Raw genomic sequence first — 13,623 nt, forward strand, 5'->3', positions numbered from 1 at the left:
GGAGAGCGGCTTACTCCGCCGCGTCGAGGCGCGGCGTTTCGATCTCGGCCCGCTCGCGCTTGACCAGCTCCGCCGTGCGGAACGCCACTTCCAGCGCCTGCTCCGCGTTGAGGCGCGGGTCGCAATAGGTGTGGTAGCGGTCGCTCAGGTCGTCGGCGGTGAGCGCGCGGGCGCCGCCCGTGCACTCGGTGACGTCCTTGCCGGTCATTTCCAAGTGGATGCCGCCGGCGATCGTGCCCTCCGCCCGGTGGACGGCGAAGAAGCTCTCGATCTCGTGCATCACCCGGTCGAAGGGTCGCGTCTTGTAGCCGCCCGCCGAGATGGTGTTGCCGTGCATCGGGTCGCAGACCCACACGACGGACCGGCCCTCGCGCTCAACGGCCCGGACGAGGTTCGGCAGGTGGTCGCCCACCTTGTCGGCCCCGAAGCGGCAGATCAGGCTGAGGCGGCCGGCCTCGTTCTCCGGGTTGAGCAGATCGATGAGCTTGATGAGCCCCTCCCCCGTCATGGAGGGGCCGCACTTCAGGCCGATGGGGTTCTTGATGCCGCGGGCGTATTCCACGTGGGCATGGTCCGGCTGGCGGGTGCGGTCGCCGATCCAGAGCATGTGGCCCGAGGTGGCGTACCAGTCACCGCTCGTCGAATCGACGCGGGTCAGGGCCTGCTCGTAGCCGAGCAGCAGCGCCTCGTGGCTGGTGTAGAAATCGGTGGTCCGCACCTCCTGGTGCGTCTCCGGGTTGATGCCGATGGCCCGCATGAAGCCGAGCGCGTCGGTCATGCGCGAGGCGACATCCTGGTAGCGCGAGGATTGCGGCGAGTCCTTCACGAAGCCCAGCATCCAGCGGTGCGCGTTCTCGAGGTTCGCGTACCCGCCGGTGGCGAAGGCGCGCAGCAGGTTCAGCGTCGCCGCGGACTGGCGGTACGCCTCGAGCTGGCGACGGGGATCGGGCACGCGGGCCTCCTCCGAGAAGGCCAGACCGTTGACGATGTCGCCCCGGTAGCTCGGGAGCGACACGCCGTCCTGCGTCTCGTTCGGGGAGGAGCGCGGCTTGGCGAACTGCCCGGCGATGCGGCCGACCTTCACCACGGGCGAGCCGCCCGCGAAGGTGAGCACCATCGCCATCTGCAGGAAGACGCGGAAGAAGTCGCGGATATTGTCGGCCGAGTGCTCGTCGAAGCTTTCGGCGCAGTCGCCGCCCTGGAGGAGGAACGCCTCACCGGTCGAAACCCGGGCAAGGGCCGACTTCAGCTTGCGCGCCTCACCGGCAAAAACCAGCGGTGGAAAGCTCGCGATCTGCGTCTCGACGGCAGCCAGGGCGGCGGCGTCCGGATAGGCCGGAACCTGCTGGATCGGCAGATTTCGCCACGTCGTCGGTGTCCAGCGCTCGCCCATCATACCTCTCCACGCACTTCCTTCCGTGCGGCCGCGCCCTACACGCGGATGGGCGCTTATAGAGAAGTCTTTCGCGGATCGCGAGGGGGCGCGGGAACGGAGCGTCAGTCGCCCGGCTCGCCGTCCTCGACTTCGATGCCGTGCTCGGCGAGGATCCAGAAGATCGCCTCCAGATCCTCCGCCGAGACGTCCCGGGGCGGCAGCGCCTCCTCCAGGTCGTCGTAGGTCAGGCAGCGGCTGCGCTGCGCCTCGGCCTTGGCGAGCAGCCGGTCGATCGCCTTGCGGATGTCGGCCGGGAGCGATTCCTGGCTCGGCAGCCGATAGGTGAAGGCCGGACGCAGGGCGTCGGCCAGCAAACCATCGATGATGGCCTGCCGACGCGCATGCGCGTCGTCCCGCTTTCCGTTGCCCGAGCCTTGCTTGCCCATCGCCGTGATATGGCTCTGAGGTGCACGCCGTCGAGGCCCGGACGAGCGTTCGTCGCGCGGTGGAGCGGATTTCCGGCCTAGCCTACACCCACAGGGTGTTTTGTTACGGCGGGTACCCGCATGGTGACCAGTTCCTCGGCGGCGGTGGGATGGACGGCGATGGTGCGGTCGAAATCCGCCTTCGTGGCGCCCATCGTCACGGCGATGCCGACCGCCTGGATCAGTTCGCCCGCGTCGTGGCCGAAGACGTGGACGCCGACCACCCGGTCGCTCGCGGCCTCGACGAGGACCTTCATCAGGATGCGCTCCTCCCGCCCCGACAGGGTGGCCTTCATCGGGCGGAAGCTCGCCTTGTAGACGTCGATTTGGCCGCAGGCCGTCCGCGCCGCCGCCTCGCTCAGGCCCACCGTGCCGATCTCCGGCGTCGAGAAGACGGCCGTCGGAATCAAGCTGTGGTCCACGGTGGTTGGCTTGCCGCCGAACTCGGTGTCGGCGAAGGCGTGCCCCTCGCGGATCGCCACGGGCGTCAGGTTGGCCCGGTTGGTGACGTCGCCGACGGCGAAGATCGACGGCACCGAGGTCCGCGAGAAGGCATCCACGGGGATCGCCCCCGCCGCATCGGGCGTGATCCCGACATTCTCCAGTCCCAGGCCCTCGACGTTCGGCCGGCGGCCGGTGGCGAGCAGGATCTGGTCGGCCGCGATGGTGCTGCCGTCGTCCAGCGTCGCCTGGAGGCCGTCCGCCCGCCGGTCGATCCGGTCCAGGGTGCGGCCGAGGCGCAGGTCCATCCGGTGGGAATAGGCCTCGGCGAGGGCGTCGCGCACCTCGTCGTCGAAGCCGCGCAGCAGCCGGTCGCCCCGGTGCATCAGGGTCGTGCGGCTCCCGAGCGCCGCGAAGATACCCGCGAACTCGACGGCGATGTAGCCGCCGCCGATCACCAGAATCCGCTCCGGCAGGCTCTCCAGCTCGAACACCTCGTTGGAGGTGATGGCATGCTCGATGCCGGGGACCGTCGGCTCCTTGAGCGGGCGCGCCCCCACCGCCACGAGGATCTTCCCGGCCTTCACGCGCCGATCCGACGTCAGGAGGCGCACCGTGTGGGCGTCCTCGATCACCGCGCGCTCCGGCGCGATCTCGACGCCCGCCCGGAGCAGGTTGGCGTCGTAGATGCCTTCGAGCCGGGTGACCTCCGCGTCGCGCCGCCGCTTGAGCACGCTCCAGTCGAACCGTGGCGGCTCGACGGTCCAGCCGAAGCCGGCGGCGTCCTCGAACTCGTCGCGGAAGCGGCCGGCATAGACCATCAGCTTCTTCGGCACGCAGCCGCGGATGACGCAGGTGCCGCCGACCCGGTATTCCTCGGTCAGCATGACCCTGGCGCCGTAGCCCGCCGCGATCCGGGCGGCCCGCACGCCCCCCGAGCCGCCCCCGATGACGAAGAGATCGACGTCGTCGCTCATGCCTGTCCACCCATCGCGAAGGACCGCGTCGCGGCATCCTCGACCCGCTGGCGGGCCGCTTCCCTCGCCCAGGAGATGGCAGCGCCGAGCCCCGCCGTCCACCACGCCGCCCAGGCATTGTGCTCCACGAAGGCGATGGCGGCCGAGGTCGCCACGAGGCCGAGGGCGACCGCGAGGTCCGGCCGGGGCAGCCGCGCCAGCCGGTCCAGCATGAGCATCAGCACGAGGGCGGCCAGGAACGCCCCCGGCAGGCCGAGCTCGGCCCAGACCTGCAGGAAGCTGTTGTGCGGATGGCCCACGCCGAGGAGCACCCGCATCTCCCCGGGGATCCGTGCGGCGGCGGGCGTCTCGGCGAAGCGTCCGCTCGTGCCGAACCCCGCACCCCGCCAGGGGTCGGCGGCGACGGCGGCGCCGAAGCTCCGGGCGATGGCGACCCGCGCCCGCGAGGAGGATTGCGTCAACTGCGCGTGCATCGCGTCGGGCATGACGCGGGCGAGGAGATCGCCCTCCACCGGGGCCAGCGCCACGGCGAGGCCCAGCCCGAGCCCCGCGAGCCCGATCCCGGCCCGGCGGGGCAGCAGGCGGGCGAGGCCGGCCATCCCGAGCCCGGCGGCGAGGCCCATCATCGCCGCGCCGCTGATCGAGCGCAGGACGCCGAGCATGGTGAAGGCCAGCGTCGCCACCGCCGCCACCCGTTGCCGCCCCCGCCACAGGACGAAGGCGAGCGGCCCGGCCACGAGATCGAGGGTCATGACCGAGCGGTTGAAGACGAACGCCGCGACCCGGCTGCCGAGGAAGCGCTCCACCGGCATGTCGGCGGCCAGATCGACGGCGACGTAGGCGGCGGACAGGACGACGGCCACGGCGCCGAGGGTCGGCGCGAAGCCGGGCAGTCGTCCGGGCGCGAGGCGCGCGAGGCAGTAGGCCGCGAGCAGCGTCGGCAGGAACTCGGACAGCATCCTGAGAGACAGCGCCGGGAACGGGCTCCAGGCGAGGGAGATCACGCTCCAGGCGAGGAAGGCGAGTGCCGCGAGCCCGGGGGGCGAGACGAGGGGCGGCAGCAGGGCGCGGAGGGCGGCCCGGTCCACGCGCCAGCATCCGGCGAGGAAGCACAGGGCGGCGAACCCCACCACGGCCGGGCTCGATCGGCTCGCGAGGGTCATCGCCAGCGGCATCAGCGCGAGCGCCGCGCCGCCGATCGTGAAGGCGGGATGCATCCGGCCGGTGGCCGCCTCCGCCACGGATTACTGGAGGTTGAAGCCGCGCTTGCCCATCTCGGCGCGCACGCGGACCATGATGTATTCCGACACCTCCTCGGTCCAGCCCTGCATGGCGTGCACCATCTCGTCGAGCAGCAGCGGCTGGGTCTCGACGTAGCGCTTACCGGCGGGCGAGCGGAAGAAGCCCGCGATGTCGGTGAGTTCCGCCTCGGTGAGACGCGAGGCGTAGAGCCGGGCGGCGATGTCGATCATGCGCTGCTTCTGCAATTCCATCTCCGGCTGGAGCTGCACGAGCACCTCGTTAAGGTCCTTCTGGATCTCGGGGCGTGTGATGGCCTGCTTGCGGATCTGCTCCGCAAAGGACGGGATGATGGAATCGAAGGAGCGGGCGATACCCGAGTTCAGCATCACCTCACGGGCGAGCGCGAGGTGATTCGCCGAGATGGCCGGGGCGGCGGTCGCCGCGGCGGCGGGGGTTTTGGTCTGCGCGAGGGCGGGCAGGCCGGTGGCGGCGAGCGCAAGGCCGAGCACGGCGGCGAGGAGGCGGGACATGGGCGGGTCCTGAGGGTTGGAGCGGGGACGCCCGCCACCGGAATCATCGGGCCGGCGGCGCGGGCATCACGGATGGCCTGGGTCAGAAGGTCGGGGGGGTGCCGAGGACCGTGACCTCGGCCTCTCCATCTACCTCGGCGGCGAGGATGGCGGCGGAGGCGATTCCGAGGAAGAGACCGTGCTCCACGACGCCGGGGACCGCCCAGAGGGCCGCGCCGAGCGCCTCGGGATCGGGGATCGCCCCGAGCCTCGCATCGAGGATGACGTGTCCTCCGTCGGTGGTGACGGCGGCGCCGTCCGCGCCCCGGCGCAGGGCGACTGGACCCGCCGCGCCGGACCGGGCGATGGCCGCCTCCACCGCCCGCTGCGTGGCGGCGAGGCCGAAGTGGTTGACCTCGATGGGCAGGGGGAAGGCACCCAGGGTGTCCACGCGCTTGGCCGCGTCGGCGATCACCACCATGTGGCGGCTGGCGCAGGCGACGATCTTTTCCCGCAGGAGGGCCGCGCCGCCGCCCTTGATGAGGCGCAGGCGCTCATCGACCTCGTCGGCGCCGTCGATGGTGAGGTCGAGTTCGGGCAGCGCGTCGAGGGTCGAGAGGCGGATGCCCAATCCCTCCGCCTGGATGCGCGTCGCCTCGGAGGTCGGCACGCCGACGATGTCGAGACCGTCGCGCACCCGTTCGCCGAGGAGGGCGACGAAGGCCGCCGCCGTGGAGCCGGTGCCGAGGCCCAGCCGCATGCCGGGCCGCACGAGATCGAGGGCGCGGGCGGCGGCGGCCCGGCGCAGGTCGGGACCGCTCATCGCCGGAAGATCCGGCTGGCTGCGACGGAAGGAGATTCGGTCATTCGCGAAGGAACCGTGAGGAAGATTCGCCGCGCCCGTAGCACGTCGCCGCCGCGTTCGGAACGTCTGTCGCGGCCCGAATCCATCAGGGTCGGCCACCCTGTGGCGGAGTGGCGCTCGGACCCGTCCGTCCGGTCTGCACACCCTCGGTTGCCTCGGCACCGGGCCGCGACTGCTGGGTGCAAACCACCTGCTCCTTTTTCACCAGCACGAAGCAGATGCTCATCTCGCCCGTGCGGTAGTTGACCCGGAACACCCCCGCCTCGCGGGCGTGGCGGCTCGCCACGAGGCCGTACTCGGAGGGCGGCTGGGCGCCGGCGCCCTCCCCCGCGCCGAAGCAGACCGTCTGCCCGATCCCGCCGCCGGATTCCTGCAGGCCGTACTGGCAGGAGGTGACCTCGCCCGTCACCTTATCGATCCGGTACATCCGGTTGAGATCGTTCTGCGGGGCGGGCACGAACTCGTAGGAGGAGGCCAGCGCCGGGGGCGCGCTGAGCGTGGCGCAGACGAGGAGCGTCGGCAGGATCGGGCGCATGGGATTTCCGCGGGAGTGGAGGCGTCGCTTTCGCGTCCGTTTCGGGCGAACCTGAGGCATCGCGACCGTGCGCGGTGCCTTGCCGCGCGGCGCGGGCGCAGCTAGTGCAGTGACGCACTCGCCCCGTTCCAGCGCCCCTGCCCTAGCTCATTGTTTCTGCATCGATTTTTTCAGGCACGGCCGACGCCCCGCCTGGATCGATGCACGAGCCGGACGGCGCTCCTACCTTCTGGATGACCTCATGGCCGCCCCGCCCATCGCCGTGTTCGACCTCGACGGCACCCTGGCCGAGACGGCCGGAGACCTCATCGGCACCCTGAACATCCTCCTCGCCCGCGAGGGCCTCCGGGAATTGCCCCTGTCCCAGGCGCGCGACCTGATCGGCGCCGGCGCCAAGGCGCTGATCCGACGGGGCTTCGAGGCGGAGGGCCGGGCGCTGAGCCATGAGGACCACGAGCGGCTCTTCGACGATTTCATCGCCCATTACGACGACCACCTCGCCGACACGTCCCACCTGTTCGACGGCGTGGTGCCGGCCCTCGACGCGCTGGAGGCGGCGGGCTTCCGCCTCGCCGTGTGCACGAACAAGTTCGAGGGACAATCGGTGAAGCTGCTCACCACCCTCGGCGTGGCCGACCGGTTTGCGGTCATCTGCGGGCGAGACACGTTCCCGCATTTCAAGCCCGACCCGCGCCACCTGACGGACACGATCGCCCGGGCGGGCGGCGACCCGGGCCGGGCGGTGATGGTGGGCGATTCCCGCACCGACATCGACACCGCCAAGGCCGCGGGCATCGCCGTTGTCGCCGTCACCTTCGGCTACACCGACGTTCCCGTGGCCGACCTCTCGCCCGACCGGGTGATCGAGCATTTCTCGGAGCTGCCGGGGGCGGTGAAGGCCCTCGTTCGGGTGGGGTGAGGCCGGACCCGGCTACCCCATCCACGCCTTGAGCCGCGTCACGGTCTCGCGGCAATCCTGCTCCGAGCCGGCGAAGGAGAAGCGGATGTGGTGTCCGCCCTCGGCCGGGTCGAAGTCGAGGCCCGGCGTGGCGGCGATGCCGGTTTCGGCCAGCATCCGCTTGCAGAAGCCCGCCGCGTCGTCGGTGAGGGCGGAGACGTCGCTATAGATGTAGAACGCCCCGTCGGCGGGGTGGACCTTGCCGAGGCCGAGGCCGGGGAAGGCGTCGAGGAGGATCGCGCGGTTGCGGGCATAGCCTTCGCGCACCGCCTCCAGCTCCTCGGTCGCGTCGAAGGCCGCCGCCGCACCGACCTGCGAGAGGTAGGGCGCCGAGATGTAGAAGTTCTGCGCCAGCCGCTCCACCGGGCGGACGAGGGATTCGGGCAGCACCATCCAGCCGATCCGCCAGCCGGTCATGCAATGGTACTTCGAGAAGGAGTTGATGATCACCGCCTCCGGCTCGAATTGCAGGGCCGTGGCGGCGGGCGCGCCGTACGTCAGGCCCTGGTAGATCTCGTCCGAGATGAGGGGCAGGCCGAGGCTCCGGGCCCGGCGGCAGAGGGCGTCGAGGGCGCCGGGCACGATCACCGTGCCGGAGGGGTTGGCCGGGCTCATCACCAGGGCGCCCTTCAGGGCGTGGGCCTCGTGGGTCGCTTGGAGGAGGTCGGCGGTGGGCGCGAAACGGTCCTCTTGCCGCAGCACCATCGGCACGGGCGTGATGCCGAGGGCCGCGAGGATGTTGCGGTAGGCCGGGTAGCCCGGCTGCGGCACGCCGACCCGGACGCCCGCATCGAACAGGGCCATGAAGGCGAGGAGGAACCCGGCCGAGGAGCCGGTGGTGACGATGACCCGCTCCGGCGGCACGGTGACGCCGTAGCGGGTCCGGTAATCGAGGGCGATCCTCTCGCGCAGGGCCGGCAGGCCGAGCGCCTCCGTGTAGGGCACGCGGCCCAGCGCCAGGGCCTTCTGCGCGGCCTCGATCACGGGCCGGGGCGCACCGGCCGAGGGCTGGCCGACCTCCATGTGCACCACGTCCAGCCCCGACCGCTCCCGGGCGGCGGCGGCGGACATCACGTCCATCACCATGAAGGGTGCGACGGCTTCGGACCGGCGGGAGGGAGGGATCATCGGACTCGCTGGCATTGCGCGCGCCCATCGGGCGCTCCGGGCGGATGGCTCGCCCGCTATTTGACCGCGTGCCGCGAAAACGCCAAACCCCAGGATCATACGACCCAGGATCATACGACCCTTGCGCGAGCGGCAGATCCGGCGCTCGCGCCTCCGCGAGGTTCCATGCCGTCCTTCCGTTCCCTGCCCGTCCTGGCCTTCGCCCTCGGCCTCGGCGTCGCGACACCCGTCCTCGCGCAGAACGCCGCCGCGCCGTTCACGGATGCCCAGCGCAGCGCGATCGAGGGGATCATCAAGGACTACCTGATCAAGAATCCCGAGGTGCTGCAGGACGCCCTCGCCGAGGCGGAGAAGCGCCAGGTCGAGACGCAGCGCCTCGCCCAGGCCGCCGCGCTCAAGGAGGCCCGCGACCTCCTCACCAAGGGCACGCACGACGTGGTCGCCGGCAACCCTGCGGGTGACGTCACCCTGATCGAGTTCTTCGACTACAATTGCGGCTACTGCCGCAAGGCGCTCAGCGACGTGCAGGCCCTGATCAAGTCCGATCCGAAGCTGCGCGTCGTGATCAAGGACTTCCCCGTCCTCGGTCAGGATTCCGTTGAGGCGAGCGAGGTCGCGGTGGCCGTCGCCAATCAGATCAAGGGCGACAAGCTCTTCGAATTCCACCAGAAGCTGCTGGAGTCGAAGGGCAAGGTCAACGGCGCCAAGGCCCTCCAGGTCGCCAAGGACATGGGCCTCGACACGGCCAAGGTCCAGAAGGACATGACCGCCCCCGAGGTGAAGGCCGCCATCTCCGAGAATCGCGGTCTCGGCGACCGGCTCGGCCTCTCGGGAACCCCTGCCTTCATCGTCGGCGACGAGGTGATTCCCGGCGCTGTAGGGGTCGAGCCGATGCGCAAGACCATCTCCGACGTGCGCCAGTGCGGTCACGCCTCCTGCTGAGGCGCCCATTCCGAACCCGGCCCCGCCCGGCGGCCTTGTCGCGGGGGGGCTCGTTCGTCTAAGAGCGCGGGTCGCCGCGGCGGCCGGCACCCGATGCCGCCGCCGCCGCCGAGATCGGCCGCGTCCCGCCGGACGTTTCGACCGATGCCACACGAAGAAGGCCGGATGTCCAAGCACGACTCCATCGATCCCGAGCTCGTCCGCGAACTCGCCCACCTCGTCACCGAGACAGGATTATCGGAGATCGAGGTCGAGAAGGGCGATCTCCGCATCCGCGTCGTGCGCCGCATCGAGCCCGTGACGATGCAGGTCGCGGCGCCCGCCGCCCCCGTCGCGTTGGCGGCACCGGTGGTTCCGTCCATGCCCGGCTCCCTCGCGCCCGCGGAGCCGAGCCGGACGGAGCCCGGCACGGTGCCCTCCCCGATGGTGGGGACCGCCTACATGCGCCCCTCGCCCGAGGCCAAGGCCTTCATCGATGTCGGCTCGAAGGTCGAGGTCGGCGACAAGCTGCTGCTGATCGAGGCGATGAAGACCTTCAACGAGATCGTCGCGCCCCGCGCCGGAACCGTCACCGCGATCTTCGTCGAGGACGGGCAGCCGGTCGAGTTCGGCGAGGCGCTCCTCGTCATCGCGTGACGCCGACCATCGCGTGACACTCCTGGGTCCTCCCCGGCTCCGCGCCGCTCGAAGAAGCTGTCGCCATGTTCGATAAGATCCTGATCGCCAACCGGGGCGAGATCGCGCTGCGGATCCTGCGGGCGGCGAAGGAACTCGGCATCGCCACCGTCGCGGTGCATTCCACCGCCGACGCCGACGCGATGCATGTGCGCCTCGCGGACGAAAGTGTCTGCATCGGCCCGCCCGCCGCCCGCGACAGCTACCTCAACATCCCCTCGATCATCGCGGCCTGCGAGATCACCGGGGCCGACGCGGTGCACCCGGGCTACGGCTTCCTGTCGGAGAACGCCCGCTTCGCCGAGGTGCTGGCCCACCATGAGATCGGCTTCATCGGCCCGAAGGCGGAGCATATCCGCGTGATGGGCGACAAGATCGAGGCGAAGCGCACGGCGATCAGCCTCGGCATCCCCTGCGTTCCGGGCTCGGACGGCGGCGTGGAGCCGGGCGACGAGGCCAAGCGGGTGGCCGCCGAGATCGGCTATCCCGTGCTGGTGAAGGCCGCCTCGGGCGGCGGCGGGCGCGGCATGAAGGTCGCCCGCACGGAAGCCGACCTCGATCAGGCCATCGGCATGGCCCGCTCCGAGGCGAAGGCGGCCTTCGGCGACGACGCGGTCTACCTCGAGAAGTACCTCGAGAAGCCCCGCCACATCGAGGTGCAGATCCTCGGCGACGGTCGGGGCGACGCAATCCACCTCGCGGAGCGCGACTGCTCGCTCCAGCGCCGTCACCAGAAGGTGTGGGAGGAAGGCGGCTCGCCCGCCCTCAACGAGGCGATGCGCGCCGAGATCGGCGGCATCTGCGCCGACGCCATGAAGAAGCTCGGCTATCTCGGCGCCGGGACCATCGAGTTCCTGTACGAGGACGGCCGTTTCTACTTCATCGAGATGAACACCCGCATCCAGGTGGAGCACCCGGTCACCGAGATGATCACCGGGATCGATCTCGTGAACGAGCAGATCCGGGTCGCCGCGGGGGCGCCGCTCTCGGTGTCGCAGAGCGACATCAAGGTCGAGGGTCACGCCATCGAGTGCCGGATCAACGCCGAGGACCCGGAAACCTTCCGCCCCTCCCCTGGCCAGATCACCTACTATCACCCGCCCGGCGGGCTGGGCGTGCGGGTCGATTCGGCGGCCTTCCAGGGCTACCGCATCCCGCCGAACTACGATTCGCTGATCGGCAAGCTGATCGTCCACGGCCGCACCCGCAACGAGTGCCTGATGCGCCTGCGCCGGGCTCTGGACGAATTCGTCATCGACGGGGTCGACACCACCCTGCCGCTGTTCCGGGCGCTCGTGCGCAATCAGGACGTCCAGAACGGGATGTACGACATCCACTGGTTGGAGACCGCCCTGGCCGGGGGCAACCTCAAGACCTGAGCCGTCCCCCCTGGCGTTCCCGGCGGCGTCGCGCGACAGTCACGCCATGCAGGACGGCGCTCGCATCGACATCACGCCCGAGATTTTGCTGAAGGCCTACGCCGCCGGCATCTTCCCGATGGCCGAGGACGCCGACGATCCGACCCTCTACTGGGTCGAGCCGAGGGCGCGGGGTATTCTGCCGCTCGATGGGTTCCGCGTTCCGCGCCGCCTCGCCCGCACCGTGCGGAGCGACCAGTTCGAGGTCTGCTGCGATACGGATTTCGACGCGGTGATCGACGGCTGCGCCGGCCCCCGCCGGGACAGCGAGCGCACTTGGATCAACGAGCGGATCCGCGAGCTCTACGGCGCCCTGTTCGACCGGGGCTATGTCCACACCGTCGAGGTGTTCTCGCGCGAGCCGCGGCGGCTCGTGGGCGGCCTCTACGGCGTCTCGCTCGGGGCGGCGTTCTTCGGCGAGAGCATGTTCCACAGCGCCCGGGACGCCTCGAAGGTCGCCCTCGTCCACCTGATGGCGCGGCTGCGGACGGGCGGCTATCGGCTGGCCGACACGCAGTTCGTGACCGACCACCTGTCCCAGTTCGGCGCCGAGGAGATCCCCCGCCACGCCTACAAGCGCCGCCTCGCCGCCGCCCTCGAGGACGAGGCCGATTGGGGCGTCTGGCCCGGCGACGGCAGCGTCACCGGCGAGCAGGTGCTGCTGGCCCTCACCGGCGGGGAGTGATTCACCCGGGCCCCCTCCGCGCCGCCTCGGCGCCCGCGCGGAGGCGAGGTCTCAGCGGAAGATCGCGTCGAAGATCGATTGCGGCTGGGGCGGCGGCGGGGCGGGGGCCGGTCCCTCGTTCGACGGGAAGAACTTGCGGGAGGGCTTCTGCTTCGGCTGCACCGGCACGCCGCGGGGCGCCTCGATATCCACCTGGCCGGCGGAGTTGACCTGCTGGGCGGTCTTCGTCTGGTCCTTGCGCTTGCCCGGCTTCTCGGGCTTGGCGGCCACGGCCGGGACGTCCTCCTGCTCCTTCGCCTCGGCGATCACGTCGGATCCGCCCTTACAGTCGAGGAGCCACACGTCGTAGATCGGATGTTCGATGGCGTGCAGGCCGGGGCTCGATGCGAACATCCAGCCGGTGAAGATCCGCCGGTACTTGTTGTCGAGGGTGACCTCGTCGACCTCGAGGAAGGCGGTCGTCTTCGCCGGCTCCGTCGGGGGGCGCGAATAGCAGACGCGCGGGGTGAGCTGCAGCGCCCCGAACTGCACCGTCTCGTCCACGGCGACCTCGAAGGTCACGATGCGGCCGGTGATCTTGTCGAGGCCGGAGAACACCGCCGTGGGGTTCTTGATCTTGTCGGCGACGGCCGGGACAGCAGCGAGCGCCACGGCGCCGAAGCAGAGCGCCCGGACGGCGCGGAAAACGATGCGGCTCAAGGCGGTGCCTCTCGGCGGGCTGGCGTCCGCCGGCCTGACGGCGACGCGGCGGGCGGATCGCGTCCGGTTCAACACCGCAACATTGGCGGCAAAAGGGCGCCGCCGACGGGAATCGACGGTCGCCCGCGACGTGCGCTCGGCTACTCCGGCGACCAGGGCGCGTAATCGCCCGTCGCGGCCGGGCGGGAACCCCAGGAGAGCTGCGAGCCCTGCGGCCGATAGGCATTGGCCGTGCCGGTCTGGTTCTCGACGTGCGGCTTCTGCCAGGGCTTGGGCGTATACTGCTCTTCGCTCGGGGCGACATCGACGTTGTGACACAGCCAGCCGCGCCAGCCGGGCGGAACCTTCGAGGCGTCGGCGTAGCCGTTGTAGACGACCCAGCGCCGCTCGCTGCCGACGGAGCGGTCGATCAGCGCCCCCTCGGCCTTGTAGTATTTGTTGCCGAGCTCGTCCTCGCCCACGAAGATGCCCGACCGCGCGGTGTCCACGGCGACCGAGACGGTCTGCCCGTTCCACCACGTGAAGATGCGCAGCAGGGTATCCTTGAGTGCCATCACCCGACCTGAATCCTGGGCGCGCGCCCGGCGCGTCGGTGCGGGTTATGAGCACCCGGCGCGCCCGAGTCCAGTGCTGCACCGCCGCGCGCGCCGGTGTCGCCGCCAGGACACGGCCGGCTCGAGTAAATTTTT

Annotated in this window: 15 protein-coding genes; 5 read left to right on the forward strand and 10 right to left on the reverse strand. The window is 70.6% G+C overall.

The features are described from left to right. Positions 1 to 10 precede the first annotated feature (10 nt). From MFF06_RS18645 to MFF06_RS18675, 7 genes are all read right to left on the reverse strand, one after another. Entirely contained in the window at positions 11 to 1,393 is a 1,383-nt protein-coding gene (locus tag MFF06_RS18645) for a class II 3-deoxy-7-phosphoheptulonate synthase (RefSeq protein ID WP_238206725.1), read from the reverse strand. Positions 1,394 to 1,497: 104 nt separating this feature from the next. Continuing rightward, the gene (locus MFF06_RS18650) at positions 1,498 to 1,821 is read right to left on the reverse strand and encodes an RNA polymerase sigma factor region1.1 domain-containing protein (RefSeq protein ID WP_238206727.1); all 324 of its coding nucleotides are present in this window, start codon (positions 1,819 to 1,821) and stop codon (positions 1,498 to 1,500) included. 77 nt (positions 1,822 to 1,898) lie between these two features. Then, on the reverse strand, positions 1,899 to 3,278 hold the full coding sequence (gene gor / locus MFF06_RS18655; protein WP_238206729.1) for a glutathione-disulfide reductase: 1,380 nt from the start codon (positions 3,276 to 3,278) through the stop codon (positions 1,899 to 1,901). Next, complete coding sequence (locus MFF06_RS18660) at positions 3,275 to 4,495, reverse strand: O-antigen ligase family protein (RefSeq protein WP_238206731.1); 1,221 nt, start codon at positions 4,493 to 4,495, stop codon at positions 3,275 to 3,277. The genes gor and MFF06_RS18660 overlap by 4 nt, the downstream gene beginning before the upstream one ends. 27 nt (positions 4,496 to 4,522) lie before the next feature. Beyond that, the gene (locus tag MFF06_RS18665; protein ID WP_238206740.1) at positions 4,523 to 5,050 is read right to left on the reverse strand and encodes a DUF2059 domain-containing protein; all 528 of its coding nucleotides are present in this window, start codon (positions 5,048 to 5,050) and stop codon (positions 4,523 to 4,525) included. A gap of 82 nt (positions 5,051 to 5,132) precedes the next feature. Next, positions 5,133 to 5,852 carry a ribose-5-phosphate isomerase RpiA gene (gene rpiA / locus MFF06_RS18670; protein ID WP_238206742.1) on the reverse strand — a complete coding sequence of 240 codons (720 nt, stop codon included), beginning with the start codon at positions 5,850 to 5,852 and terminating at the stop codon, positions 5,133 to 5,135. Positions 5,853 to 5,979: 127 nt separating this feature from the next. Beyond that, positions 5,980 to 6,429 carry a hypothetical protein gene (locus MFF06_RS18675; protein ID WP_238206744.1) on the reverse strand — a complete coding sequence of 150 codons (450 nt, stop codon included), beginning with the start codon at positions 6,427 to 6,429 and terminating at the stop codon, positions 5,980 to 5,982. A gap of 241 nt (positions 6,430 to 6,670) precedes the next feature. On the opposite strand from MFF06_RS18675, the gene MFF06_RS18680 reads away from it, so the two are divergent. Beyond that, positions 6,671 to 7,348, forward strand: coding sequence for an HAD-IA family hydrolase (locus tag MFF06_RS18680; RefSeq protein WP_238206745.1), 678 nt, complete (start codon positions 6,671 to 6,673; stop codon positions 7,346 to 7,348). 12 nt (positions 7,349 to 7,360) lie between these two features. On the opposite strand, the gene MFF06_RS18685 is transcribed toward MFF06_RS18680, so the two are convergent. Beyond that, a complete protein-coding gene (locus tag MFF06_RS18685) occupies positions 7,361 to 8,515 on the reverse strand; it encodes a pyridoxal phosphate-dependent aminotransferase (RefSeq protein ID WP_238206747.1) in 1,155 nt (384 codons plus the stop codon). 165 nt (positions 8,516 to 8,680) lie between these two features. Between MFF06_RS18685 and MFF06_RS18690 the strand changes: the two genes are divergently transcribed. The 4 genes from MFF06_RS18690 to aat all read left to right on the forward strand — a co-directional run bounded on the left by MFF06_RS18690 (position 8,681) and on the right by aat (position 12,235). Continuing rightward, positions 8,681 to 9,457 (forward strand): DsbA family protein, encoded by a 777-nt coding sequence (locus MFF06_RS18690; protein ID WP_238206749.1) that lies wholly within the window; start codon positions 8,681 to 8,683, stop codon positions 9,455 to 9,457. A 165-nt stretch (positions 9,458 to 9,622) separates the two neighbouring features. Beyond that, positions 9,623 to 10,093, forward strand: coding sequence for an acetyl-CoA carboxylase biotin carboxyl carrier protein (accB, locus tag MFF06_RS18695; RefSeq protein WP_238206751.1), 471 nt, complete (start codon positions 9,623 to 9,625; stop codon positions 10,091 to 10,093). 65 nt (positions 10,094 to 10,158) lie between these two features. After that, positions 10,159 to 11,511 (forward strand): acetyl-CoA carboxylase biotin carboxylase subunit, encoded by a 1,353-nt coding sequence (accC, locus tag MFF06_RS18700; RefSeq protein ID WP_238206752.1) that lies wholly within the window; start codon positions 10,159 to 10,161, stop codon positions 11,509 to 11,511. 46 nt (positions 11,512 to 11,557) lie between these two features. After that, the gene (aat, locus tag MFF06_RS18705) at positions 11,558 to 12,235 is read left to right on the forward strand and encodes a leucyl/phenylalanyl-tRNA--protein transferase (RefSeq protein ID WP_238206760.1); all 678 of its coding nucleotides are present in this window, start codon (positions 11,558 to 11,560) and stop codon (positions 12,233 to 12,235) included. 51 nt (positions 12,236 to 12,286) lie between these two features. Here aat and MFF06_RS18710 read toward each other — a convergent pair whose 3' ends face one another. Together MFF06_RS18710 and MFF06_RS18715 are read right to left on the reverse strand one after the other, a co-directional pair. Continuing rightward, a complete protein-coding gene (locus tag MFF06_RS18710) occupies positions 12,287 to 12,934 on the reverse strand; it encodes a DUF2155 domain-containing protein (RefSeq protein WP_238206761.1) in 648 nt (215 codons plus the stop codon). 140 nt (positions 12,935 to 13,074) lie between these two features. Further along, positions 13,075 to 13,488: an NADH:ubiquinone oxidoreductase subunit NDUFA12 gene (locus MFF06_RS18715; RefSeq protein ID WP_238206763.1), complete on the reverse strand. Its 414-nt coding sequence runs from the start codon at positions 13,486 to 13,488 to the stop codon at positions 13,075 to 13,077. Positions 13,489 to 13,623: the final 135 nt, after the last annotated feature.

The sequence above is a fragment of the Methylobacterium aerolatum genome (assembly GCF_022179085.1).
Taxonomy (GTDB): Bacteria; Pseudomonadota; Alphaproteobacteria; order Rhizobiales; family Beijerinckiaceae; genus Methylobacterium; species Methylobacterium aerolatum.